The sequence below is a fragment of the Mesorhizobium sp. LNJC394B00 genome (genome assembly GCF_000502555.1).
Lineage (GTDB): Bacteria > Pseudomonadota > Alphaproteobacteria > Rhizobiales > Rhizobiaceae > Mesorhizobium.
On the sequence record NZ_AYWH01000002.1, the window covers coordinates 1802718 to 1826063 of the forward strand.

24 protein-coding genes are annotated in these 23346 nt (G+C 63.4%); 12 read left to right on the plus strand and 12 right to left on the minus strand.

The window, feature by feature from the left end; genetic code table 11:
- Window positions 1–134 precede the first annotated feature (134 nt).
- Window positions 135–632: a MaoC family dehydratase gene (locus X751_RS151215; RefSeq protein WP_023681725.1), complete on the plus strand. Its 498-nt coding sequence runs from the start codon at window positions 135–137 to the stop codon at window positions 630–632.
- 15 nt (window positions 633–647) lie between these two features.
- Here the strand turns inward: X751_RS151215 and X751_RS151210 are convergent, their stop codons facing one another.
- Complete coding sequence (locus X751_RS151210; RefSeq protein WP_023744751.1) at window positions 648–2120, minus strand: MFS transporter; 1473 nt, start codon at window positions 2118–2120, stop codon at window positions 648–650.
- A 131-nt stretch (window positions 2121–2251) separates the two neighbouring features.
- Between X751_RS151210 and X751_RS151205 the strand changes: the two genes are divergently transcribed.
- Window positions 2252–3145 (plus strand): LysR family transcriptional regulator, encoded by an 894-nt coding sequence (locus tag X751_RS151205; protein ID WP_023744752.1) that lies wholly within the window; start codon window positions 2252–2254, stop codon window positions 3143–3145.
- Between the two features lie 4 nt (window positions 3146–3149).
- On the opposite strand, the gene X751_RS151200 is transcribed toward X751_RS151205, so the two are convergent.
- The gene (locus X751_RS151200) at window positions 3150–4568 is read right to left on the minus strand and encodes a PLP-dependent aminotransferase family protein (protein WP_023739060.1); all 1419 of its coding nucleotides are present in this window, start codon (window positions 4566–4568) and stop codon (window positions 3150–3152) included.
- 106 nt (window positions 4569–4674) lie between these two features.
- Between X751_RS151200 and X751_RS151195 the strand changes: the two genes are divergently transcribed.
- Entirely contained in the window at window positions 4675–5538 is an 864-nt protein-coding gene (locus X751_RS151195; protein WP_023672632.1) for a DMT family transporter, read from the plus strand.
- A 28-nt stretch (window positions 5539–5566) separates the two neighbouring features.
- Here X751_RS151195 and X751_RS151190 read toward each other — a convergent pair whose 3' ends face one another.
- The 3 genes from X751_RS151190 to X751_RS151180 are packed head-to-tail and all read right to left on the minus strand — an operon-like array spanning window position 5567 to window position 8021.
- Window positions 5567–6607, minus strand: coding sequence for a zinc-dependent alcohol dehydrogenase family protein (locus tag X751_RS151190; protein WP_023744753.1), 1041 nt, complete (start codon window positions 6605–6607; stop codon window positions 5567–5569).
- Window positions 6608–6643: 36 nt separating this feature from the next.
- A complete protein-coding gene (maiA, locus tag X751_RS151185) occupies window positions 6644–7294 on the minus strand; it encodes a maleylacetoacetate isomerase (protein ID WP_023672629.1) in 651 nt (216 codons plus the stop codon).
- 4 nt (window positions 7295–7298) lie between these two features.
- Entirely contained in the window at window positions 7299–8021 is a 723-nt protein-coding gene (locus X751_RS151180; protein WP_023672628.1) for a fumarylacetoacetate hydrolase family protein, read from the minus strand.
- 210 nt (window positions 8022–8231) lie between these two features.
- On the opposite strand from X751_RS151180, the gene X751_RS151175 reads away from it, so the two are divergent.
- A complete protein-coding gene (locus tag X751_RS151175; RefSeq protein WP_023672627.1) occupies window positions 8232–8915 on the plus strand; it encodes a response regulator transcription factor in 684 nt (227 codons plus the stop codon).
- A gap of 123 nt (window positions 8916–9038) precedes the next feature.
- Here the strand turns inward: X751_RS151175 and X751_RS151170 are convergent, their stop codons facing one another.
- Both X751_RS151170 and X751_RS151165 read right to left on the minus strand, forming a co-directional pair.
- Window positions 9039–10382: a hybrid sensor histidine kinase/response regulator gene (locus tag X751_RS151170; protein WP_023672626.1), complete on the minus strand. Its 1344-nt coding sequence runs from the start codon at window positions 10380–10382 to the stop codon at window positions 9039–9041.
- Window positions 10383–10385: 3 nt separating this feature from the next.
- Window positions 10386–11570, minus strand: coding sequence for an FIST signal transduction protein (locus X751_RS151165; protein WP_348524582.1), 1185 nt, complete (start codon window positions 11568–11570; stop codon window positions 10386–10388).
- A 248-nt stretch (window positions 11571–11818) separates the two neighbouring features.
- Here X751_RS151165 and X751_RS151160 point away from each other — a divergent pair, with 248 nt between their 5' ends.
- From X751_RS151160 to X751_RS151145, 4 genes are all read left to right on the plus strand, one after another.
- Complete coding sequence (locus tag X751_RS151160; RefSeq protein WP_023706035.1) at window positions 11819–12319, plus strand: (2Fe-2S)-binding protein; 501 nt, start codon at window positions 11819–11821, stop codon at window positions 12317–12319.
- Between the two features lie 123 nt (window positions 12320–12442).
- Entirely contained in the window at window positions 12443–14788 is a 2346-nt protein-coding gene (locus tag X751_RS151155) for a xanthine dehydrogenase family protein molybdopterin-binding subunit (protein WP_023707866.1), read from the plus strand.
- A gap of 105 nt (window positions 14789–14893) precedes the next feature.
- Window positions 14894–15691, plus strand: coding sequence for a xanthine dehydrogenase family protein subunit M (locus X751_RS151150; RefSeq protein ID WP_023697650.1), 798 nt, complete (start codon window positions 14894–14896; stop codon window positions 15689–15691).
- Window positions 15692–15896: 205 nt separating this feature from the next.
- On the plus strand, window positions 15897–16919 hold the full coding sequence (locus X751_RS151145; protein ID WP_023688179.1) for an acyltransferase: 1023 nt from the start codon (window positions 15897–15899) through the stop codon (window positions 16917–16919).
- 66 nt (window positions 16920–16985) lie between these two features.
- On the opposite strand, the gene X751_RS151140 is transcribed toward X751_RS151145, so the two are convergent.
- The 5 genes from X751_RS151140 to X751_RS151120 form a co-directional block, all read right to left on the minus strand.
- The gene (locus X751_RS151140; protein ID WP_023697649.1) at window positions 16986–17492 is read right to left on the minus strand and encodes a GNAT family N-acetyltransferase; all 507 of its coding nucleotides are present in this window, start codon (window positions 17490–17492) and stop codon (window positions 16986–16988) included.
- Entirely contained in the window at window positions 17492–18247 is a 756-nt protein-coding gene (locus X751_RS151135) for a copper homeostasis protein CutC (RefSeq protein WP_023697648.1), read from the minus strand. The genes X751_RS151140 and X751_RS151135 overlap by 1 nt, the downstream gene beginning before the upstream one ends.
- A 114-nt stretch (window positions 18248–18361) precedes the next feature.
- Window positions 18362–18793 (minus strand): cupin domain-containing protein, encoded by a 432-nt coding sequence (locus X751_RS151130; RefSeq protein ID WP_023681708.1) that lies wholly within the window; start codon window positions 18791–18793, stop codon window positions 18362–18364.
- A 77-nt stretch (window positions 18794–18870) separates the two neighbouring features.
- Window positions 18871–19257 (minus strand): hypothetical protein, encoded by a 387-nt coding sequence (locus X751_RS151125; RefSeq protein WP_050592362.1) that lies wholly within the window; start codon window positions 19255–19257, stop codon window positions 18871–18873.
- Between the two features lie 64 nt (window positions 19258–19321).
- A complete protein-coding gene (locus X751_RS151120; protein ID WP_023744755.1) occupies window positions 19322–19918 on the minus strand; it encodes an alpha-ketoglutarate-dependent dioxygenase AlkB in 597 nt (198 codons plus the stop codon).
- A 151-nt stretch (window positions 19919–20069) separates the two neighbouring features.
- Between X751_RS151120 and X751_RS151115 the strand changes: the two genes are divergently transcribed.
- The 4 genes from X751_RS151115 to X751_RS151100 all read left to right on the plus strand — a co-directional run bounded on the left by X751_RS151115 (window position 20070) and on the right by X751_RS151100 (window position 23324).
- Complete coding sequence (locus X751_RS151115; protein ID WP_023744756.1) at window positions 20070–20297, plus strand: KTSC domain-containing protein; 228 nt, start codon at window positions 20070–20072, stop codon at window positions 20295–20297.
- Between the two features lie 136 nt (window positions 20298–20433).
- Window positions 20434–20814: a hypothetical protein gene (locus tag X751_RS151110; protein ID WP_023805419.1), complete on the plus strand. Its 381-nt coding sequence runs from the start codon at window positions 20434–20436 to the stop codon at window positions 20812–20814.
- Between the two features lie 417 nt (window positions 20815–21231).
- Window positions 21232–22059: a phosphogluconate dehydrogenase C-terminal domain-containing protein gene (locus X751_RS151105; RefSeq protein ID WP_023706030.1), complete on the plus strand. Its 828-nt coding sequence runs from the start codon at window positions 21232–21234 to the stop codon at window positions 22057–22059.
- 323 nt (window positions 22060–22382) lie between these two features.
- Window positions 22383–23324 carry a D-ribose ABC transporter substrate-binding protein gene (locus X751_RS151100; RefSeq protein WP_023681704.1) on the plus strand — a complete coding sequence of 314 codons (942 nt, stop codon included), beginning with the start codon at window positions 22383–22385 and terminating at the stop codon, window positions 23322–23324.
- The last annotated feature ends 22 nt before the right edge of the window (window positions 23325–23346 follow it).

The following is a 23346-nucleotide window of genomic DNA, read 5'->3' on the forward strand; positions in this document are numbered from 1 at the left end:
GGCCGGTTGCGGCGCATGAGCATGGACGAGGGACGCTGTTTGGCGGAAAATCGCGGAACGGAATCGCAACGGGCGAATTGACAGGAGCCGTCCGTTCGTGGTCCGAGGCACTGGGAGCCACCGGGAAAGCAGGAATGACGGAACTACGGCCGAAAACGCCGCCGACCTTCGAGCAGTTAAGGGCGATGGCCGGGCAGGAGCTCGGCGTGTCGGAATGGACGACCGTCGACCAGAACCGCATCAACCAGTTTGCCGAATGCACAGGCGACCATCAGTGGATCCACGTCGATCCGGAGCGGGCGAAGCGGCAGAGCCCATTTCGCACCACGATCGCGCATGGCTATCTGACGCTGTCGATCATCGGCGCGCTGGCGCTGGGCATGGGCATCGTACCCGAAAACACGCAAGCCGCCTTCAATTACGGCTTCGACAAGGTGCGGTTCCTGGCGCCCGTCAGGGTCGGCGCACGCATCCGGCTGCGCACGACGCTGTTGTCGGTGGAGGACAAGGGGCCGGGCCAGTATCTGATGAAGGCCGCCAATACGGTCGAGATCGAGGGCGAACAGAGGCCGGCGCTGACCGCCGAAACGCTGGTCATGCTTTATGAGCGGCGCAAGCGGGCGGGAGCGTAAGCTCCCTATCTTCGGTCATGATGGCTGTTGCCGCACCGACAGCCTGCCGCCGGCGCGGGTCGAGAGCAGTGCCAGCAACAGCGCAGCCACCGCCAGGGCCGTTGCCGTCTGAAAGGTAACCTGCATGCCGTGCGCGGCTGCCGCTGAGGTCAGCATGTCCTGGCTTTGCCGTTCTGCCGTCGAGGCAGCTGCAAAAATGGCCCCCATAAGCGATGCGCCGGTGATCAGGCCGAGATTGCGCGACAGATTGAGCAGGCCGGACACCATGCCGCGCTCGCCGGCAGCGACACCGCTCATGACGGCGGCATTGTTGGATGTCTGGAACAAGGCGTACCCGAAGCAGGTGACGGCGATCGGCACGATATAGCTGGCAATGCCGAGTTTTGTTGCGGCGAGCGACAACAATGAGGTTCCGACGGCAAGACTGAACAGTCCGACGACCATCATCCTGTGCGCGCCGAAGCGATCGGTGAGGCGGCCGGCGACGAGCGCCGAGAGCGCGGAGACCAGCGGACCTGTCGACAGGACCACGCCGACCATCGCAGCATTGAGCCCCAGCCCTCGCGACAGATAGAACGGAGCGACCACCAGGGTCGCCATCATTACGGTGGCGACGACGAGGTTCGTGGCGAGGCTGGCGCTAAGCCGGATGTCATACAACCGGGCAAGCGGGATCAAGGGATTCTTCGCCCTCTTCTGCGCGACGCCGAACAGAACGACGCCGATGCCGGCGGCAACCAGCAGGCCGATGTTGAGGGCGCCGAAATGGCCGCGGCCGAGCGTCATGGCTAATGCATAGGCGGCGAGCGTCAGGGCCAGCAAGACCGTCCCGATAGCGTCGAAGCTGTCTTGAGCGACGTCTGCGGCCTTGCCGCTGGCGGGCAGGGCCAGCCAGGCGAGCGCGAAGGTCGCGACGCCGAGCGGCACATTGACGAGGAAGATCGCCCGCCAGCCAAAGCCGGCAATCAGAAAGCCGCCGAGCGAGGGGCCGAGCGTGGTGCCGATTGCCGACATGGCGCCGAGCAGGCCCATGGCGCTGCCGGTTCTCTCCCTGGTCACGGTCTCCGCGACAAAGGCCAGCGTCAACGCCATCATCAGCGCGGCACCCAGTCCTTGTACGGCGCGCGCCGCAATCAGCAGCCAGAGCGTCGGCGCCAGGCCGCAGAGCACCGAGGCCAGCGTGAACAGCGCGATGCCGCCGAGCAGCAACGGCCGGCGGCCGACCATATCGGCCAGCCGGCCGGCGCTGACGATCAGGGCCGTGATGGCGAGCAGATAGGCGAGAACCACCCATTGCACGGACTGGAACGGCGCACCGAACGCTTGCATGAGGGAAGGCAGCCCGACGCTGGCAATGCTGGTTCCAAGCGAGGACAGCAGCGTGGCGAGCGATAGGCTGGCCAATGCCAAGACAGGAGAGTGGGCCAGGCCTGCGGACTGGGTGTTCTGCGGCGCCGATGCGCGCTCGTTCTGCTCGGCAATTGCCATGGTGATCTCCTTGTTGTCGGTCCCGGAAACGGACCTGTCGGAGATCTAGTCGCCAGGGTGGCATGACGGAAGGCGCAGCATTTGCATCTTATTCGTGCACCAAACGCCATGGCATGTGCTACTATCCGCCGATGGCATCGCCCGATCTCAATCTACTGTTCGCGCTCGACGTTTTGCTCGCCGAAGGCAGCGTGGCGCGCGCCGCCAGCAGGCTACGGCTCAGCCCGTCGGCGATGAGCCGTACCCTGGCGCGACTGCGCGAAGCGACCGGCGACCCGCTGCTGGTTCGGGCCGGTCGAGGCCTTGTGCCGACGCCGCGCGCGGAGGCATTGCGGCAGCAGGCCGGCCGTGTTGTCCAGGAAGCGGAAATGCTGCTGCGTCCCGCCAGGCTGCTCGATCTCGCAAAGCTGGGCCAGATCTTCACGCTGCGCACCAATGAGGGGTTCGTCGAGGAGTTCGGGCCGCGTCTCGTCGCCCGCATACAGGCCGAGGCGCCGGGCGTGCGGCTGCGCTTTGCGCCGAAAGCCGACAAGGATGTCGCCTCGTTGCGCGACGCAGCGATCGATCTGGAAATCGGCGTTGCCGGCGAGGCCGGACCTGAAGTGCTGATACAGGCGCTGTTTCGCGACCGCTTCGTCGGTGCTGTGCGAGCCGGCCACCCTTTGAGTGAAGGCGCGGTAACGCCTGAACGCTACGCGGCCGGCCGCCACATCAGCGTTTCACGGCGGGGTCGGGAAAGAGGGCCGATCGATCAGACTTTGGCGCAGCTCGGCCTGCAGCGAACCGTGGTGTGCATGGTCTCCGGCTTTTCGGCTGCACTCGCCATGGCGCGCGCTTCGGACCTTATCGCCAGCGTGCCCGAACGGCACACGCAAGGCGCACGCGCGGGCATGGTCAGCTTTCCGCTGCCGGTCGCCACGGTGGAGGTCACCATCTCGATGCTCTGGCATCCACGGCTCGATGCCGATCCGGCGCAACGCTGGCTGCGAGATTGCGTTCGGAAGGTCTGCGCGGCCTCCCGCTGAGCGCTCAGCGCGCCATTGCCGCCTTGAGCACCCTGAAAATCCGCTCGTCCTGGCACTGGGCAACGTTGAAGCGCAGGAACCGGCTGGCGGTTCCCGACAGGCTGAATGCATTGCCGGGCGCCAGCACGATGTTGTCGGCCAATGCACGGCGAGCAATTTCAGCCGCATCCACGCCATCCGGCAGGCTGCACCACAGGAACAAGCCGGCCGGTTGGTCGATCCAGGGCGTGATGCCGATCGCCTTCAGGCGCGCGCCCGTCTCACCCATGGCGCGGGAAAGCCGCGCGCGCAGCAATTCCATGTGCTTGCGGTAGCTGCCGTCCCTAAGCAGCGTCAGCACCAGTTCGGCCGCCAGCCGGCCGCCGCCGAAGGTGGTGGCAATCTTGAGGTCGGTGAGTTGCTCGATCCAGTCGCGCGGTGCCGCGATGAAGCCGCAGCGAACCGACGCCGATAGCGTCTTGGAGAAGCTGCCGATATGGACGACGCGGTTGAGGCCGTCGAACGCCGCCAGCCGAGGCGCTGGGCTGTGCTCGAAATCGGCGAAGATGTCGTCCTCGACGATGGTCAGGTCCGACTGGTCGGCGAGCTTCAGCAGCCGGTGCGCGGTGACCGGCGACAGGATCGCGCCGGTCGGGTTGTGGATGGCGGAATTGGTGATGTAGAGGCGCGGCCTGTGCTCGGCGAGCGCCTGCGCGAACAGCTCGATATCAGGCCCCGATGGCGTGTAGGGCACGCTGACGACCTTGGCGCGGTGGGCGCGCAGCAGCGCGTGAAAATTGAAATAGCAGGGGTCGTCGACTAGCACGGTATCGCCCGGTTCGATCAGGAAGCGGCACAGAAGATCGATGGCCTGCGTGCCCGATTCGGTCAGCATGATCTGTTCGGGCGAGACCTCGATGCCATGGCCAGCCATGCGCCGCGCGAGCAATTGCCTGAGCGGCGGCAGGCCGAGCGGCGTGCCGTAATCGGCTAGGTCGACATCGTCGGCGCGCGCCACGGTGCGCAGCGCCCGGCGCAAGGCCCCCTGCGGCATCCATGAGGCCGGCATCCAGCCGCAGCCGGGTTTCAGCATCTCGTCGCCGGCTTCCAGCGACTGGCGCGAGACCCACAGCGGATCGACAGCGCGGTCGAGCCGCGGGCCTATCTCGGCCAGCGACAGTGGCGCCAGCGATCCGGCGGCATAGAAACCCGAGCCCGGCCGTGAGCGTATCGCGCCTTCGGCAGCGAGCCGCTCATAGGCTTCGACCACGGTCGACTTGGACACCTGCATGGCCTTGGCAAAGGCGCGGATCGAAGGTAGCCGCGCGCCTGGCGTCAGGCTGCGCGCCGATATCCGCTGGCGGATGGTCGCCATGACAGTTTCCACAAGCGTGGTCGCGACAGGAGGGTGCGCATTGCCGGTTTCCAAAATGAGTTCGGTCATCTGTATTGCTCTGATAGCCATTACAGTTTTGCGGAATTGTACTGCATTGTCTCTGGCTGCACCATAGGCACTTGCCCGATAGAGGGCGAAAGCAATGGAGCCTGGAATGGACAAAACCGCGAGCGGCTGGATGAACGGATTCATCGGCGTGCTGATCTTCTCAGGCTCGCTGCCGGCAACGCGCGTGGCCGTGGCCGATTTCGATCCGATATTCCTGACTTCGGCCCGCGCCGCGATTGCCGGACTTCTCGGTCTCGCCATGCTGATGCTGTTTCGGCAGAAACGCCCGGAGCGCGGCGATTTTCTGTCGCTGGTGATCGTCGCCCTTGGCGTGGTTGTCGGCTTTCCCTTGCTCACCGCGCTGGCGCTGAAGCACGTCACCTCCGCCCATTCCATCATCTTCGTCGGCCTGCTGCCGCTGGCCACCGCGATCTTCGGCGTGCTGCGCGGTGGCGAGCGTCCGCGCCCGGCCTTCTGGCTGTTTTCCTGCATCGGCAGCGCGCTGGTCGCCGGTTTTGCCCTGATGCAAGGCGTGACGGCCTCACCTGTCGGCGACGGCCTGATGCTGGCCGCCATCATCGTCTGCGGCCTGGGCTATGCCGAGGGGGCGGCATTGTCGCGCAGGCTGGGCGGCTGGCAGGTGATCTGCTGGGCGCTGGCGATCTCGCTTCCGATCATGCTGGTGCTGACGTTCGCGACGCTGCCGTCGTCCTTCGCCGGCGTCGGCTCCGGCGCCTGGATGGGTCTCGCCTATGTCTCGCTGTTCAGCATGCTGATCGGCTTCGTGTTCTGGTACCGCGGCCTCGCCCAAGGCGGCATCGCTGCCGTCGGGCAGTTGCAGCTACTGCAGCCCTTTTTCGGCCTGGCGCTGGCAGCGTCTCTGCTGCACGAGCAGGTCAGCCCGCTGATGATTGTTGTCACGCTCGGCGTGGTGGCCTGCGTGTTCGGGGCGAAGAAATTTGCACGCTAGGAGTTTGGTGGTGGAGGGCGACTCCGCCCTAGAACTTCGTCACCACCCCAATGCCAATCCCCTCGAACCCGCCCATCGCCATCAGCGCCGCCGGCGCCTCATCAAGGCTGATCTTGTTGCCGACCAGCAGTTCGGGCTTGAGCTTGCCGGTGCGGATCATCTCCATCATGGCGGGGTAGCGGTAGGCCTGCATGCCGTGGCTGCCGAGGATTTCCAGCTCGAAGGCGATCACCTTGTCCATCGGCACTTGCGGGCGGGCATGTTCGCCCAGCATCAGGCCGACCTGCACGTGGCGGCCGCGCCGGCGCAGATTGGCAATCGAGTTGAAGGATGTCGTGGGGTGGCCGAGCGCGTCCATAGACATATGCGCCCCGCCATTGGTGATCTGCTTGACCGCCTTGACCACGTTCGGCGTGGTCGAGGCGTTGATGGTCGCCACGGCGCCGATCTTTTTGGCGAAGTCCAGTTTCTCGTCGGTGAGGTCGATGGCGATGACATTGGCGCCCATGGAACTGGCGATCATGATCGCCGACAGGCCGACGCCGCCGCAGCCATGCACCGCCACCCATTCCCCCGGCGTCACCCGGCCCTGGTCGACAATGGCGCGAAACGAGGTGACGAAGCGGCAGCCGAGGCTGGCGGCGGTGGCGAACTCCATCTCCTCGGGCAGGCGCACGAGATTGGTGTCGGCATGCTCGATGGCGACATATTCGGCAAACGATCCCCAGGCGGTGAAGCCGGGCTGCGTCTGGTGTTCGCAGACCTGATGATTGCCCGAATTGCATTCGAAGCAGCGGCCGCAGCCGACGCAGAACGGCACGGTGACGCGCTCGCCGGCCTTCCAGCGGGTCACCCGCTTGCCGACGGCGACGACGATGCCGGCCAGTTCATGGCCCGGCACATGCGGCAGCGTGATGCCGTCATCATGACCCATCCAGCCATGCCAGTCGCTGCGGCAGAGCCCGGTCGCCTCGACCTTGATGACCACACCGTCCGCGGCCGGTTTCGGATCCGGCACGGTCTGGATTCTCGGCGCCTCGCCGAATCTTTCGAAGACGACGGCTTTCATCGGCAACTCTCCGTGCTCTGCTCCGGCATTGTGAGCCTATTCGGCATCTATCTGATTCTCCGGCGCCGCCTTCTGAAAGGCCGGCAGCGCCATGCAGGCGGCGTGGATGCGCGAGATCTCGGGGTAGGGTGTCAGGTCGACGCCGAAGCGGGCGTTGCTGGCGATCTGGGCGACCAGGCAGATGTCGGCGAGGCCCGGTGCGTCGCCATGGCAAAATGTGCCGGTCTCATCCGATGAAGCCAGAATCTTTTCAAGCGGCTGGAACCCTTCGTTCACCCAGTGGCGAAACCAGTGGATGACATCCTGGTCGCCGGCGCCGAACAAAGTGCGCAGCGAGGTCAGCACGCGCAGATTGTTCACCGGGTGGATGTCGCAGGCGATCATCTGCGCTAGCATTCGCACGCGCGCCCGGCCGAGCGCGTCCTTCGGCAGCAGCGACGGTTCGGGGTGGGTCTCGTCGAGATATTCGATGATTGCCAGCGACTGCGTCAAAAGCGTGCCGTCGCCCAGGATCAGCGCCGGCACCAGCCCCTGCGGATTGACCGCGCGATAGGCCGGCTCCAGATGGTCGCCATGCCGCAGATGATGCGGCACGTAGTCGTAGCCCAGCCCCTTCATCTCGAGCGCGATGCGCACGCGGTAGGAGGTGGAGGAGCGGTAGTAGTTGTGGAGGACGAGGTCGCTCATTGGATCACGGCTTGTCGGTGGAATTTTGGCCGATCGAATCTTGGCCGACAGTGATCTCGATGGTGCCGATGCCGTCGACACCGCCGGTCATCGTCTGACCAGGCGCCACCGCGCCGACGCCGGCCGGCGTGCCGGTGAAGATCAGGTCGCCCGGTTGTAGTACAACCGCACCGCTGCAGATCGAAACGATATCGGCGATCGGCCAGATCAGTTCGGCGAGGTCGCCCTCCTGTTTCACCGTGCCGTCGACGGCGAGCCAGATGCGGCCCTTTTGCGGGTGGCCGGATTTGGCGGCTGATACCAACGGGCCGCAGGGCGCCGATCGGTCGAAGGCCTTCGACCAGTCCCAGGGCCGCGCCGCTTTCTTGGCCTCGTCCTGCAGGTCGCGGCGGGTGAGGTCGATGCCGACGCCGTAGCCCCAGACATGCTCGAGGGCTTCAGCGCGGGGGATGCGGAAGCCGGCCTTGCCGATCGCCGCCACCAGCTCGATCTCATGGTGCAGGTTTTGGGTCAAAGGCGGGTAGGGGACCGTGGTGCCGCTATCGACCACCGCATCGGCCGGCTTGGTGAAGAAGAAGGGCGGGTCGCGCTCGTCATTGCCGAGTTCGCGGGCGTGGGCGGCGTAGTTGCGGCCGACGCAGAAGATGCGGCGCACCGCAAAACGCTCGGCCGAGCCGGCGACGGCGACCGATGGTGTTGCGGGCAGGGGAAGGACGAAGTCTGTCATGCGCGGGTCTCTGCTTGGGATCTTGACGGCACATTTGACCGATTTGAACCCCCGGGCAAGGCATCAGCGTCCGCAAAAGCACGAGCTGCGCCTTGATTGTCGGATAAAGTCGGCTTCGCCTCCGGGGGTTAAGATGGCGATAGACTATTTGCCAATAAGCTGGCCATACCAGCGGGAGTATCGTGCCCACGGAGAACTGAAACGAACACCATGACCGCAATCAACGATCGCGCCCGGTTTCTGATCATCGACGACCATCCGCTGTTTCGCGAGGCGCTGCACAGCGCCGTGCAGATGGCGTACCCGGAAGTCGACACGGTGGAGGCGCGCTCGATTGCCGAAGCGCTCGATCTCCTGGGTGGGATAAAACCGTTCGATCTGGCGCTGCTCGATCTCAACATGCCCGATGTGCATGGCTTTGACGGGTTGCTGCAGCTGAGGACCCGCCATCCGCGGCTGCCGGTGGTCGTCGTCTCGGGCTATGAGGAGCCGAAGATCATCTCCGAGGCGCTTTCCTATGGTGCAGCCGGCTTCATCCCGAAATCGGCGCGCAAGAGCGATCTCGCCGCCGCCATCCGCTCGGTGATGGAGGGCGCGATCTATGTGCCGGAGACATATGAGGGACAGCCGCCCGACGCCGACAGCGCCGACCGCGCCGACATGGTGCAGCGGCTGGCCAAACTGACGCCGCAGCAGCTGCGCGTGCTGCAGATGCTGCGCCAAGGCCTGCTCAACAAGCAGATCGCCTACGAGCTGCAGGTCGGCGAGACCACGGTCAAGGCGCATGTCTCGGAGATCCTGCGCAAGCTCAACGTCTACAGCCGCACGCAAGCGGTGATCGAGGTGTCGAAGCTCGACAATGCGGAGCTGTTTCGCGATCAGGCCGGGTTTTGATCTTTACCCTCCCCCTTGTTGGGAGGGTCGATCCGCGAAGCGGAGCGGGGTGGGGGACCTTGGCGCTGCACCCCGCCCCGGCGTTGCGCGCCGACCCTCCCCATCAAGGGGAGGGTATGGGGCTCAAGCCAGCAGATGCGCCAGCAGCGCCCTTAGCTGCGCCGGTTTCAGCGGCTTGCGCATCAGTTCGATGCCGGCGGCGCGGGCGGCTTTGGCGACGGCCTCCGATCCGTCGGCGGTGACGATCAGCGCCGGCACGGCGCGGCCGAGATAATCGCGCACTTCGGCTATTGTTGCGGTGCCGAGGTCGCCGTCGTCGAGATGCTGGTCGGCAATGACGATGTCGGGCACCCAGTCGGTGTCGCCGAGCAGGCTGAGCGCATCCTCGGTCGAGGTCGCGGCACGCACCAGGCACTGCCAGCGCTCGAGCAGGAAGGTCATCGCCTGCAACACATCGGCGTCGTTTTCGACCAGCAGCACCTTGGTGCCGAACAGGCCGTAGCCGCGCGGCCGCTCCATCTCGGCAAGGCTGGCGATGGCGTCGGCGCTGGCGCCGATGCCGACCGGCACATCGATGTGGAAGATGGTGCCGCGCCCGACTTTCGACGAAAACGTCACGGGGTGGCCGAGCGCGGCGGCCATGCGCCGCACGATGGCAAGGCCCAGCCCCAGCCCGCCGCCGGAAATTCCGGTATCGGCCGGAATGGCGGAGCCGCGATGGAATTCCTCGAACACCGCCTCGCGCTGGTCGTCGGGAATGCCGCAGCCGGTGTCGGCGACATCGATGCGGATGGTGTCGCCGCGATGCCTGGTGCCGACCAGCACGCCGCCCGAGCGGGTATAGCGCAGCGCATTGGACAGGATGTTCTGCAGGATGCGGCGCAAAAGCGTGCGGTCCGAACGCACCACGGCGCTGACCGGGCGGAATTTAAGTGTCAGCCCCTTCAGCTTGGCAACCGGCTTGAAATCCGAGCGCAGCGACGAAAACAACGTCTCCAGATTGACGTCGCCAATGTCGGGCTGGACCACGCCGGCGTCGAGCTTGGAAATGTCGAGCAGCGTGCGCAACAGGTCTTCCATCGTCTCCAGCGAGCGCTCGACCTGACGGACGAGTTTCTTGCCCTCGTCGCTGGTCTGCACTTCGGCCAGTGCCGAGACCGAGAGGTGGGCGGCGTTCAGCGGCTGCAGCACGTCATGGCTGGCGGCGGCCAGGAACCTGGTCTTGGACAGGTTCGCCAGCTCGGCGTTTTCCTTGGCGGCGCTGAGGTCGATGTTCGACTGTTCCAGCCGGCGCAAGGTCGAGTGCAGTTCCTCGGTGCGCATGCGCACCCGGTTTTCCAGTGAAATTGCAGTCTGGAACAGCGAGAAGGCATTGCCCTGCTGGTCCATCGAGCGCTCGACGCGGCTGACCAGAGCGGCGTTGATCTTCTTCAGCCTGTCGACGTCGTCGATGTCCCTGAGCGGCATGGGCTATTCCGCCGCCTGGCATTCGCCGAAGGCGATGCCGGTGAAAGTCTGGTTGAGGTGCATCGAACGATACTGTTCGCCATAGGTGCCGAAGCCGATGACATTGTTGACCCGGTAAAGCTCCGAAATGTCGCGGAACACCTGGCGGTTGCGGGCGTCGAGCCGGCGCAGCACGCAATCGAAGCCGAGGATCATGTCGATGCCGCCGAGCCGCTCCTCGACGTCGCGCAGTGCGGCGCGCGTCGATTCCACCATGTCCTTGGGCTGGGCGATGGACAGCACGACGCCGTCGTCGATGGCGCAGAAGAACGACAGCGAGCCGTCGGGATGCATCTTCTGGATCGAGCGGCAGTAGTATTCGCCGCCCACCTTCACCACAACGGGGTGAGAGGCGAAGCTCAGCGGCGTCAGGTTCTGCGCAACGATGCCGACCGAGGCTGCATATTCCTCGGCCGCATTGGTGGCGTTGAACTCGCGCACGGTGCGGTGGTCCGGGTCGGATGCCGTCACCACCAGCTTTTCGTCGGTGGGGATGAAATTGTCGGTCTTGAAGACGTGGAAGGGAATTTCGGTAGCAATCAACACGATGATGGCGCTGTCTGACGCCACCTTGCCGTTCGAAATCAGACTGGTGGTTTCGAATTTGAGGTCGTCGCCCGCCGAACCGCCGAGCAGCGGGATGTCGTCCAGCCCCCAATGGATGGCCGAGGTCACCGCTTCCTCGGCAAAGGACAGGCCGTCGATGAAGCAGAGCGCGAAGGTGCTTTTGGTATGGCAACAGCCGAGGCGCCCGCGCAGTAGGCGCCGCAGGGCCTCGACTTCATCAGTGATCCTGTCCATGCCCGACGAGGAGAGATTGTCGACCATGGTGCTGACCGCCGAAAACGACGCGGAGGGAAAGAGCAGCGCCAGCACATGGCCTTCCTCCAGGCCCTGGGGGGTAATCTCGCCGGCGGTCGAGCAGGCGGCGTAGGCCAGCGTCGGCGCGTGGGTCTTCAGCCCTTGCGAAAGGACGCTCGCGTCAAACAGGCTCTGGGAGAAGAACAGCAGGGCAAAGCCGGCATCGATGGCTGCGGCCTCGACGGCGACCGCCAGGGCGAATGCATCGGCGTCGGGCTCGTCGGTGGTGAGCGCCGACAGACCGGATGCATAGCTCGTCCGTGAACTGGCCAGAGGCTTCCTCCCGATATCCTCCGACGCTTCCTGCGCGCGCCCGTTTTATGTCTCTCGGCGCGCTGGCGTCGAGGGCATTGTTGCCCCCTATTCGCTCTTTGGCAATGGGGCGGACAGGCCCATGATTTTCGTTTTCTCCATGACCGAAAGTACAATGAGCGCCGTGTGTTTTTTGCGCTTTGTGCAGTGTACCAATAGCGCATGGCCGAGCGCCAAAGCCGCATCGGCAGCATGACTACCAAGGTCATACCCAGGGAGGATGCATGTCGGACGTTTCGTTTGTCGTGAACGGAAAACGGATCAGCGGCGCTGCCGAGGACCGAACGCTTCTGGTTCATTTCCTGCGCGAAAATCTTGGTCTCACCGGAACGCATGTCGGTTGTGACACCTCTCAATGCGGCGCCTGCGTCGTGCATGTCGACGGCAAGGCGGTGAAGTCCTGTTCGATGCTGGCCGTGCAGGCCTCCGGGTCGACCGTGGTGACGATCGAAGGGCTTGCCAATGGCGGCGACCTGCATCCGATGCAGGCCGCGTTCAAGGAACATCATGGGCTGCAATGTGGCTTCTGCACGCCGGGCATGATCATGACCGCGACCGACATGGTCGCGCGCCATCCCGAAGGCCTCGATGAGGCGACGGTGCGCGCCGAGCTCGAAGGCAACATCTGCCGCTGCACCGGCTACCACAACATCGTCAAGGCGATCCTCGCCGCATCGCAGACTATGGCGAAGGTGCCGAAGGGCAGGGCGAAACAGGCAGCGTAAGAAAGAAGCGAGTAGCGAATAGGGAGTAGCGAGTAGTCGGTTTAGCCGAACCGCTCCGAGCACAATTCCCTACTCACTAATCACTATTCGCCACTCACTATTCGCTATTCCGGAGGAATTCCTATGGGCATTGAAGGCATCGGCGCTCGGGTCGTGCGCAAGGAAGACAAACGCTTCATCACCGGCGCCGGCCGCTATGTCGACGACATGGTGGTTTCCGGCATGAAGCATGCCGCTTTCGTGCGCAGCCCGCACGCGCATGCTCAGATCAAGAAGATCGACGTCAGACGAGCGCAGGCGATGCCCGGCGTCATCGGCGTCTTGACCGGCAAGGAGCTCAAGGCCGACGGCATCGGCAACCTGATCTGCGGCTGGATGATCCATTCCAAGGACGGCTCGCCGATGAAGATGGGCGCGTGGTCGCCGCTGGCCGTCGACAAGGTGCGCTATGTCGGCGACGCGGTCGTCATCGTGGTGGCGGAAACCAAGGGCCAGGCCCGCGACGCGGCCGAAGCGGTCGAGATCACCTACAAGGAATTGAAGGCGGTGGTCGATGCCACTAAGGCGCTGCAAAAAGGTGCGCCGCAGGTCCATGCCGAAGCCGAGGACAATCTTATCTTCGACTGGGAGATCGGCGATGCCAAGGCGACCGACGCGGCGATCCAGGCGGCGGCCCATGTCACCCGCATGAAGATCGTCAACAACCGGCTGGTTCCCAACGCCATGGAGCCGCGCGCTGCGCTTGGCCATTACGACAAGGCCGAGGACCATTTTACCTGCTGGACGACGTCGCAGAACCCGCATGTCGCGCGGCTAGTGATGAGCGCCTTCTACAATGTCGCGCCGGAAAACAAGCTGCGCGTCATTGCGCCCGATGTCGGCGGCGGCTTCGGCTCGAAGATCTACATCTATCCCGAAGAGATCGTCTGCCTGTGGGCGTCGAAGAAGACCGGCGTGCCGGTCAAATGGGTTGCCGACCGTACCGAAAGCTTTCTCACCGACGCACATGGCCGCGACCATGTCTCGACGGTCGAAATGGCGTTCGACAAGAACAACAAGATCACCGGCTTCAAAGTCGACACCATCGCCAATCTCGGCGCCTACATGTCGCTGTTCTCGTCTTGCGTGCCGACCTATCTCTACGCGACGCTGCTGTCGGGCCAGTACAACATCCCGACGATCCACGCCAATGTGCGCACCGTCTACACCAACACGGCACCCGTCGATGCCTATCGTGGGGCAGGGCGGCCGGAAGCGACCTATTTGCTCGAACGCACAATGGAGACCGCCGCACGCGAACTCGGCGTGTCTCCGGCGGAGCTTCGGCGCGCCAATTTCATCACCGAGTTTCCGCATCAGACGCCGGTCATCATGAACTATGACGCCGGCGACTATGGAGCTTCACTCGATGCGGCGACACAGGCGTCCGACTATGCCGGCTTCGCCAAGCGCAAAGCGGCGGCCGCCAGCCAGGGCAGGCTGCGCGGCATCGGCATGAGCTGCTATATCGAGGCCTGCGGCATCGCGCCGTCGGCGGCGGTCGGTTCGCTCGGCGCCGGCGTCGGTCTGTGGGAATCGGCCGAGGTGCGGGTCAATGCCGTCGGCACGATCGAGGTGCTGACCGGCTCGCACAGCCACGGCCAGGGCCATGAGACGACCTTCGCGCAACTGGTCACCCAGCGCTTCGGCGTGCCGCTCGACTCGGTGTCGATCGTCCATGGAGATACCGACAAGGTGCAGATGGGTATGGGCACCTACGGCTCGCGCTCGGGCGCGGTCGGCATGTCGGCAATTGCCAAGGCGCTCGACAAGGTCGAGGCCAAGGCCAAGAAAATCGCCGCCCATCTGCTCGAGGCCGACGAGGGCGACATCGTCATCGAGAATGGCGAGGTCAAGGTTGCCGGCACCGACAAGAGCCTGCCCTGGTTCCAGGTGGCGCTTGCCGCCTACACCGCTCACAATCTGCCGGCAGGCATGGAGCCGGGACTGAAGGAAACAGCCTTCTACGATCCGGCGAACTTCACTTTCCCGGCGGGCTGCTACATCTGCGAGGTCGAGATCGATCCGGAAACCGGCACGACCGAGATCGTCCAGTTCGTCGCGGCGGACGATTTCGGCAACATCATCAACCCGATGATCGTCGAGGGTCAGGTGCATGGCGGCATCGCCCAGGGTATCGGCCAGGCGCTGCTGGAAGGCGCGCACTATGACGATAGTGGGCAGCTGCTGACGGCGAGCTACATGGACTACACCATGCCGCGCGCGGACGACTTGCCGTCATTCAAGGTGTCGACCTCGAACACGCCGTGTCCGAGCAATCCGCTCGGCATCAAGGGCTGTGGCGAGGCCGGCGCCATCGGCTCGCCGCCGGCGGTCATCAACGCCATCACCGACGCTTTGGGGATTGTGGACATCGCCATGCCGGCCTCGCCGTCGACGGTGTGGGCGGCGATTAGGGCGAAGAAATGAGTGAGTAGGGAGTAGTGAGTAGGGAATGGGCATTACCGGAGATGACAGCGTCCCTACTCCCTACTCCCTACTCACTACTGCCTAACCACTTCAGGGGAGGATCCCATGTACGCAGTCAACTACCACCGCGCCGCCTCGGTCGCCGACGCCGCCAAGCTGGTGAAGAGCGGCGACGCCAGGCTTTTGTCAGGCGGCATGACGCTGATCCCGGCGATGAAGACGCGGCTCGCCGCACCCTCCGACCTGATCGACCTGTCGCGGATCAAGGAACTGCAAGGCGTCAAGGTGTCGGGCAAGACCGTCACCATCGGCGCCGCCACAACCCATTACGACGTCGCCAATGACGAGAAGCTGCGGAAGGCCTGTCCGGCGCTTGCGCACCTTGCGTCGCTGATTGGCGATCCGGCGGTGCGCCACAAGGGCACGATCGGCGGCTCGGCCGCCAACAACGACCCAGCCGCCGATTATCCGGCGGCGCTCTTGGCGCTGGGCGCCACCATCGTCACCAACAAGCGCGAGATTTCAGCCGCGAAATTCTTCACCGGCCTGTTCGAAACGGCGCTGAAAGAAGGCGAGATCATCACCGCGGTGAGTTTTACCGCGCCGGCCAAGGCTGCTTACGAAAAATTCCGCAACCCGGCCTCGCGCTATGCGATCGTCGGCGTGTTCGTGGCAAAGGGCAAGGACGGGGTCAGCGTTGCCGTTACCGGCGCCGGCGATGACGGTGTGTTCCGCTCGAAGGAGATCGAAGCAGCACTGGCGAAGAATTTTGCCGCATCGGCGCTCGACGGCGTGAAAGTGCCGGCGAAGAATTTGATGACCGACCTCCACGCTTCGGCCGAATACCGCGCCAATTTGATCGCCGTGATGGCCAAGCGCGCGGTGAACGCCGCCAACGGTTGAACAGTGCCAATTCGAGACGGGAAGGGGCCATTGCGGCCCCTTTCTTTTTTGCGATCACAAACGTTGGCGCCAACACGCGCCAATCTCAAAGCTTCGCACTTGCACAAAGTTATCCCGCACTGCAATATAAACCGGGCGGGAATACGAGGCGAATCCGTGGCGCAGCGATGCGCGCTGCATCGGTTCTTGAGTGCGAAGGACGGGCATGGCCGACATCTCCGCAGCGTCTGTTGCCCTGCCGCGGGCCACAGCCGACAAAGCAGCTAGAGCAAGACTGGCCTATCTCGATGGCTGGCGCGGGCTTTCGATCGCACTGGTGCTGATCGGCCATTTCTTCCCCGTTCCCGGGATCAATCTCGGCGTGCTCGGCGTCGAGTTCTTCTTCGTGCTCTCAGGCCGGCTGATGGGCGAGATACTGTTCATCGAACGCTTCCCGCTGAAAAAATTCTTCAAGCGCCGCTTTTCGCGCATCTATCCCGCGCTTTTGGTGTTCGTGATATCAGCCATGATCGGGCTCTCCGGCACCTTTATCGCCTTCAAATGGAAGGCGGCGCTGACCGCGCTGACATTCACCTACAACTATGCCGGAATTCTCATCACCCGCGCCGGCGCGCTCGACCACATCTGGTCGCTATGCGTGGAAGAGCATGCCTACATCATCCTGGCGCTGATCAGCGTGGTGGTGACCGGGCGGGGTAATGTCGTTCGGCTGCTGGTGACGCTGTCGCTGCTGGCGATGGCCAATGGCGCCATTTCGTACTGGGTACTCGGCATGGATTACGAGCACAGCTATTGGCGCACCGATGTGCATATCGCCTCGATCCTGCTGTCGGCATCGATCTGCCTGCTCAAGCACGATGATCGGCTGCCGGCATTCCTGAAGAGCCCCTATGTCAGCCTCGTGTCGGCGGCGGCGGCTATATTGCTGTTCCTCGATCCGGTGCCGACGCCGATCCATTACCTACTGGCGGTGCCGTTGCTGGCGCTTGCCGTGAATACGCTGGACACCAGCAACTGGCATCTTACCGGCCTGCTTTCATCCAGGCCGATGGTGATGATCGGGCTATGGTCGTACTCGCTCTATCTCTGGCAACAGCCCTTCTACAAATTCGTCGCCGAGCAGGGCAGTGCGCCGATCCCGATGCTGGCGGCTGTCTTCGCCTGTGCACTATGCAGCTACTATCTGGTCGAGAAGCCCGCGCGGGCCTGGCTGAACCGGAATTGGTGAGGGCTACGGACTCCTAATCTTATGCTGCCGCGACGATCTGCTTGCCGATCATCAGCCAGCGACCCATCAGCCGGCGATCTCCTTGAGGTAGTAGCGCACCGCCTTCTTGCCGCCATGGATCACCGCGTCGCCGACCTCGGCGAAGCCAAGCGCGGCATGGAAGGCGTCCGAAGCCGGATTGGGAGGTTCGGCATTCACCTCGCAGGTGACGATGCTGTGGCCCGCGCGGGCGACTTCCCCGAACAGATCCTCGTAGAGCCGGCGGGCATGGCCGCGGCCGCGCGCTTGCGCCGCGACGACGACGCGGTCGACATAGACGAAGCGTGGATAGCGCTCGCGGAACCAGAGGAAATTCGGGCTGTCGTAGGCCGCATTCTGGTCGAAGGTCATGATGAAGGCTTCGAGCGTGCCGATGCGCCTGACGTAAAACGCTTCGCCAAGCAGGAAGGACAGCCGTTCCAGCTCGAGCCATGACAGTTCGGCGGCGTGCTCATTGTTGAGTGCGAGGATGGCCGCTTCGTCCTGAGGCGAGACACGGCTGATCGGCGACGGCCCAGTCACGGCTTCGCTCATCATGCTCTGGCCGCCGCAATCGTCGCGGCAACCAGCGCCCCATCGGTGACTGTGGTGCGGTATTCGCGGTCGAGATCGCCGCCGCCCATGCCGACTTGCGGGTTGCGGTAGGCCATGGCGCTCGGTACATCCTTGAGCGCGGCGAAGTGCATTTCCGTCAGCCCGGTTGATGCCAGCACCCCGGCGATGTTTTCGGGGTCCAGCGCGCCGCAGCCGAGGATGATGATGCGGCCGTCGGCCTGGCGGACGAGATCCGCCAACAGGCCGGCGCCTTCCACCGCGGTGTCCCTCTGGCCGCTGGTCAGCACGCGGCCGACCTTGCAGCGGATCAGCGCTTCCAGCGCCTCGGCCGGGTCGCGGGTCATGTCGAAGGCGCGGTGGCAGGTGACGGCGAGCGGACCGGCGGCATGGACCAGCGCGCCCATGCGGGTTTCATCGATGGTGCCGTCGGCATCGAGGCAACCGACAACGACGCCGGCGACGCCGAGGTCACGAAGCGCTGCGACATCGGCGAGCATCGAGCTGTATTCGGCCTCGCTGTAGAGGAAATCGCCGCCGCGCGGCCGCACGATGACATGGAAGGGAATTGTCGCGCTCTCGAGTGCGGCGCGCACCGTGCCGAGGCTGGGCGTGATGCCGCCTTCGACCAGGCTGGCGCAGAGCTCGACCCGGTCGGCGCCGGCGGCCTGCGCAGCCAGCAGTCCATCGATGCCTTCGACGCAGATTTCGATCAGGGGGCGAGCATTTCCGACCAAGGGGCGATCCTTTATGATTGCATGACGGCCAGCCCTAGCATCGGCTCGGTTGGTGGGGAAGCCGGAACAGCCAGTCGCTGCTTGGGCCAGCCCGGCAACCCGGCCGATCCGCAATTACTGGCGCAGCACCGTGTTCTTGGCGCCTTGTTCGACCTGGTCGATGACCAGCAGCTTGACCGGGCCGTCGCCGATGTTGGTGGCCTGGTGCCACTGGCCGATCATCTCGATGATGAAATCGCCCGTCTTGTAGGTGTTGCTGTTGCCGGTCTCGACATTCGTCACTTTGAGTGTCCCGGCCTCGACATAGGCGTAGCGGGCAAACGGGTGCTTGTGCACCGGCAGAGTGGCACCGACCGCAATGTCATAGGTTGAAACCAGGACCTGGACATTTTTCTGCGGCAGCACGATCGGCTGGCCGGACGCCGTCTGGCTGCGATCGGCAAGCGGTGTGACGACAACCGGCGGGATGGTACTGTCCAGCGCCCGAGCGGGGTTTGCAGATAGCGCTGCCGCGAACAGCAGCATCGATGCCAGGATCTTTCGCATGGTTCCTCCAGGTTTTACCGCCACCGCGCGGCGCGACGCCAAAGTTCTAACTCTCGTCAGTTACTGGAGACACAACGTCATCCGCCGGTGCCGTCGTCCATCATCGTATTCGTGAGCGCTTCATAGATGTTGCTGCATACCTGAGACCGCGGACAGTGTTTTACGATGAATGCCGGCACGACAGTCAGTGCGGCGGCGATCAGGATTTGCAGGAAGTGAGGAGCAGGCTCGAAGCGTTTGCCAAGCAAGGCTCGGCAAGCGAAGTAGAGACTTTGAGCCAGGCATGCCCAGACAAGGACATGCAACAGCGTGCTCGTTGCTCGGGCATAGGGCGTTATGTAACCGTCGGGAAAGCCGACCATGCCGAGGTCGACGAGCCACTGCAGAGCCAGAACGCAGGACAGGCATGCCCACAGGAAGAGCGCCACGCGGATGGCCAGGATTTTGCTGTGATCAACGCTCATATGCAATCGAAGCACAACTGCGCTCGGCCTTCCAGAGCGGCTGCTGCGTGGCTTGGAGTATCGCCTATTTAAAAGTGCGCAGCGTGATCGAATAGCGGTGCCCGGCGACCGGCGGAATGCTGTGCTCCCACTCGTGGCGCGCCGGACCGTCCATGAGATAGAGGGACCTCGGTTCGACCTCGATCGTCTCGCGATCCCATTTCGAGCCGTTTTTGCGGCGCAGCCGAAAGCTGCAGGGCGCCAGCAGCGAGACGCCGGCGACGAGATCGAAATGCGGCTTGTCGCGATGCCAACCTATGCCCGCGCCCGGCCGATACTCGTTGATGAGCACTTGGGCGAATTCCGTGGCCTGCCTGCCGGCAAAATCCGCGACCTTGTCGCGAAGCGGCAGCAGGAATTTCGGGATGGGCGGCGCTTCGACGACCTGTCGCCGGTCGTAGTCGTAGCGCCAGCCGAAGCCGGCGACCAGCCGGTTGGCAATATGGCCATGGAAATCGAACGGCTTGAAGGACAGTTCATTGAGGTGACGGACCAGTTCCGCCTCTTCGTCCGTTGTGATCAGGCTAGGCCGGTAAGAAAATCCTTCCGGCAACGCGTCGGCCACGCCGAAGAGATTGCCTTGGCTGGCATATGCTGTTGTGCTGGATTTCGTCTGCGCCATCTGACGGAGAGATAGGAAGCCTCGCGGCCCGGGCAAGATTTTCGGCGTTGTGGTGCGCCTCCCTGACGGAACCTCCGCATCGTTGCGGCATTACGCATGTTCGAAGCAGGATTTGGGGCGAAAGATTTGGGGACGAAGCAGGATTTTCGACATGCCGTCCACTGCCATTCGCAACACCCACTACGACCCGTCGACGAAAATCCTCTCGGTCTGGTTCGTCCCGAGCGGAGCCCGCTACGACTATGAAGAGGTCGAGCCCGAGACCTATGCGGCGTTCCGCGCCGCCTTCTCGAAAGGGCAATTTTTCAACGAGTTCATACGCGATCGCTACCGGTTTCACTTGGTTGAAGAAGGGCGTCCGCGAGCAACCGGGTTCTGAAGGTGCGGTGATCCGTATAAGGTCGCGAACCCCAATTGCTTTTCGAATTGACTTGTTTCAACCTGCTTTGTGGGGACGGACAATGCCGTGGTCGAGATGGCCATAACATTGGGGGAGGCAGCTTTTGAAATGCATATTGATTATACTCGGCGTGGTAGGTGTCCTGTCTTCCGCTGCGTCTGCAAAAGATAATCGACAACACATCGACCCTGCCTATCAAAAAAACATCAACTATCTGGCCGGGCTGTCCGACGCCCAGTTGAAATTGGTCGTAACATGGTCAGCTAACGTCATCGCCGTTACGACGCGATGCCCGGCGCTGCAGCTGACTCCAGACGGAAAATCCAAAATAACGGCGATATACATCTTGTACGATGTGCAAGATAAACACCTGATGCCCAATCCCCCCAAATTCAAGAGAGCCATCAGGTTTTATGAAGGCGCTTTCCGCACGGCGGCGCAACGCACGGACAGCTGTCGGGCGGAGAAAGCCAAGGACCCGGGAAGCTACCGGTAAATAATTGTCGGCATGATCGACTAGAAGTGATTTGGCTCGCCGGAACCCCGGCGAAACGCTCTCTATAGCCCTTCGCCAAATCGCCGCGAGAACTCACGGCCCGAAAACGCGACCGGACCGCGCGGACGCGCTTCGCCTTGCTGGTGGCCCCCCACCGTCACCTCGCGACCGAGCCCCCGCAAAAATGGACCTGGAGGCTTCTAACGCGGGCATCGAACGTCTGGAAAGGCAACGGCGCTCTGGCTTGGTTGAATTCTCGGCCGCCACCGCGGAAATCGTGCGGACGGAAGCCAAACGGCGACTGCATAGCCGCTCATCAAAGCCCTGTTCAACTCCTCAATTCGTGGTAAGGTGATCATACCAGTTGATAACGTGACGATCGGCGCGGCCGTCGTTTGAATCGGGAGTAGGGATTACATGACGACGATTGCGCTACTCGGTGCCGGCGGCAAAATGGGTTACCGCCTGTCGACCAATTTTCGCGGATCGCTCTACACGGTACGCCATGTCGAGGTGAGCGAGGCCGGCCGCGAGCGGCTGAAGACCGGACTGGGCTTTGACGCGGTCAGTGCCGATGCGGCGCTGGACGGGGCGGACATCGTCATCCTGGCCGTTCCCGACACGCATATCGGCAAGGTGGCGGCTGATATCGAGAGCAAACTGGCGCCGGGCACAATGGTGATAGTGCTCGATGCGGCCGCACCCTTTGCCGGCCATCTGCCCAACCGGCCGGACCTGACCTATTTCGTCACCCATCCCTGTCATCCGCCGATCTTCAACGACGAGACCGACATGGCGGCCAAGAAGGACTATTTTGGCGGCGTCAAGGCCAAGCAGCATATGGTCAGCGCGCTGATGCAGGGACCGGAAGCGGATTACGCCAAGGGCGAGGCGGTCGCGAAAATCATCTGGGCGCCGGTCATGCGCTCGCACCGTGTCACTGTCGAACAGATGGCGCTGCTGGAGCCCGGTCTATCGGAGACGGTGTGCGCGTCACTGCTTGTCGTCATGAAGGAAGCCGTCGACGAGGTCGTCGCGCGTGGCGTCGACCAACAGGCGGCGCTCGACTTCCTGCTCGGCCACATGAACGTGCTCGGCGCCGTGATTTTCGGCGAGACCAAGGGCGTATTCTCGGATGCCTGCAACAAGGCGATCGAATTCGGCAAGCCGGTGCTGATGCGCGACGACTGGAAGCGAGTGTTCGAGCCGGAAGAGATCGCCGCGAGCATTCGGCGCATTACCTGAGACAGGCCGAGTCGGGCGCTTGCCGGAGCGCCTCGATGGCTCGACACACCCGCCATGACGAACAGATGTTTTGCTCAGTGGGAACATGTCACCTCAATTAGTGATTGACTCATCATACCAGTTGGCTTAGCTGTTAATGGCTTGGGCAAGGGTTCGCGGGAAGTACGAAGCCTGGGCGAGTGGAGGGACGGCGGGGGAGCAGCGATCGTTTGGGAAGCCGGCACCGGCATTCAGCCTGAACCGATCGGCGGCCCGCGTTGCGCGATGAATTCGAATGCAGAGGCCTTGATTTATCAAGGCAATTTTTCAAACGGGAGGACATCATGAAACTCACACGCAGAATGACACTTGCGGCGTTCGCCGGCATGCTGGCGCTTGGCACGGCGGTACCCGCCTATGCGGCCGACCTCATTGCCATCATCACGCCCTCGCACGACAATCCGTTCTTCAAGGCGGAAGCCGTCGGCGCCGAAGCCAAGGCCAAGGAACTCGGCTACGAAGCGCTTGTGCTCGTCCATGATGACGACGCCAACAAGCAATCCGAATTGATCGATACGGCGATCGGTCGCGGCGCCAAGGCGATCATCCTCGACAATGCCGGCGCCGACGCCACTGTCGCTGCCGTGCAGAAGGCCAAGGACGCGGGCGTGCCGTCGTTCCTGATCGATCGCGAGATCAACGCCACCGGCGTCGCCGTGGCTCAGATCGTCTCCAACAACTACCAGGGCGCCCAGCTCGGCGCGCAGGAGTTCGTCAAGCTGATGGGCGAGAAGGGCAATTTCGTCGAGCTGGTCGGCAAGGAATCCGACACCAATGCCGGCATTCGCTCGAAGGGCTATCATGACGTCATCGACGATTATCCGGATTTGAAGATGGTCGCCCAGCAATCGGCCAACTGGAGCCAGACGGAAGCCTATTCCAAGATGGAATCGATCCTGCAGGCCAACCCGGATATCAAGGGCGTCATCTCCGGCAACGACACCATGGCGATGGGCGCGTATGCGGCGCTGGTTGCGGCGAACCGCAAGGACGTCATCGTCGTTGGCTTCGACGGATCCAACGACGTGCGCGACTCCATCACCGCGGGCGGCATCAAGGCAACCGTCCTGCAGCCGGCCTATGCGCAGGCGCAGATGGCGGTCGAGCAGGCCAACGACTTCATCAAGAACAAGAAGTCGCCGGCCAAGGAAAAGCAGCTGATGGACTGCGTCTTGGTCAATGGTGACAATGCTGCCAAGCTGGAAACGTTTGCGCTGACCAACTGAGCCGGCGTGACATGAACAGCGA

Bases quoted from the DNA above. Each gene is read 5' to 3' on its own strand.
- X751_RS151215 (WP_023681725.1), top strand. From the start codon at position 135: ATGACGGAACTACGGCCGAAAACGCCGCCGACCTTCGAGCAGTTAAGG.
- X751_RS151210 (WP_023744751.1), bottom strand. From the start codon at position 2,120: ATGGCAATTGCCGAGCAGAACGAGCGCGCATCGGCGCCGCAGAACACC.
- X751_RS151205 (WP_023744752.1), top strand. From the start codon at position 2,252: ATGGCATCGCCCGATCTCAATCTACTGTTCGCGCTCGACGTTTTGCTC.
- X751_RS151200 (WP_023739060.1), bottom strand. From the start codon at position 4,568: ATGACCGAACTCATTTTGGAAACCGGCAATGCGCACCCTCCTGTCGCG.
- X751_RS151195 (WP_023672632.1), top strand. From the start codon at position 4,675: ATGGACAAAACCGCGAGCGGCTGGATGAACGGATTCATCGGCGTGCTG.
- X751_RS151190 (WP_023744753.1), bottom strand. From the start codon at position 6,607: ATGAAAGCCGTCGTCTTCGAAAGATTCGGCGAGGCGCCGAGAATCCAG.
- maiA (WP_023672629.1), bottom strand. From the start codon at position 7,294: ATGAGCGACCTCGTCCTCCACAACTACTACCGCTCCTCCACCTCCTAC.
- X751_RS151180 (WP_023672628.1), bottom strand. From the start codon at position 8,021: ATGACAGACTTCGTCCTTCCCCTGCCCGCAACACCATCGGTCGCCGTC.
- X751_RS151175 (WP_023672627.1), top strand. From the start codon at position 8,232: ATGACCGCAATCAACGATCGCGCCCGGTTTCTGATCATCGACGACCAT.
- X751_RS151170 (WP_023672626.1), bottom strand. From the start codon at position 10,382: ATGCCGCTCAGGGACATCGACGACGTCGACAGGCTGAAGAAGATCAAC.
- X751_RS151160 (WP_023706035.1), top strand. From the start codon at position 11,819: ATGTCGGACGTTTCGTTTGTCGTGAACGGAAAACGGATCAGCGGCGCT.
- X751_RS151155 (WP_023707866.1), top strand. From the start codon at position 12,443: ATGGGCATTGAAGGCATCGGCGCTCGGGTCGTGCGCAAGGAAGACAAA.
- X751_RS151150 (WP_023697650.1), top strand. From the start codon at position 14,894: ATGTACGCAGTCAACTACCACCGCGCCGCCTCGGTCGCCGACGCCGCC.
- X751_RS151145 (WP_023688179.1), top strand. From the start codon at position 15,897: ATGGCCGACATCTCCGCAGCGTCTGTTGCCCTGCCGCGGGCCACAGCC.
- X751_RS151140 (WP_023697649.1), bottom strand. From the start codon at position 17,492: ATGAGCGAAGCCGTGACTGGGCCGTCGCCGATCAGCCGTGTCTCGCCT.
- X751_RS151130 (WP_023681708.1), bottom strand. From the start codon at position 18,793: ATGCGAAAGATCCTGGCATCGATGCTGCTGTTCGCGGCAGCGCTATCT.
- X751_RS151125 (WP_050592362.1), bottom strand. From the start codon at position 19,257: ATGAGCGTTGATCACAGCAAAATCCTGGCCATCCGCGTGGCGCTCTTC.
- X751_RS151120 (WP_023744755.1), bottom strand. From the start codon at position 19,918: ATGGCGCAGACGAAATCCAGCACAACAGCATATGCCAGCCAAGGCAAT.
- X751_RS151115 (WP_023744756.1), top strand. From the start codon at position 20,070: ATGCCGTCCACTGCCATTCGCAACACCCACTACGACCCGTCGACGAAA.
- X751_RS151105 (WP_023706030.1), top strand. From the start codon at position 21,232: ATGACGACGATTGCGCTACTCGGTGCCGGCGGCAAAATGGGTTACCGC.
- X751_RS151100 (WP_023681704.1), top strand. From the start codon at position 22,383: ATGAAACTCACACGCAGAATGACACTTGCGGCGTTCGCCGGCATGCTG.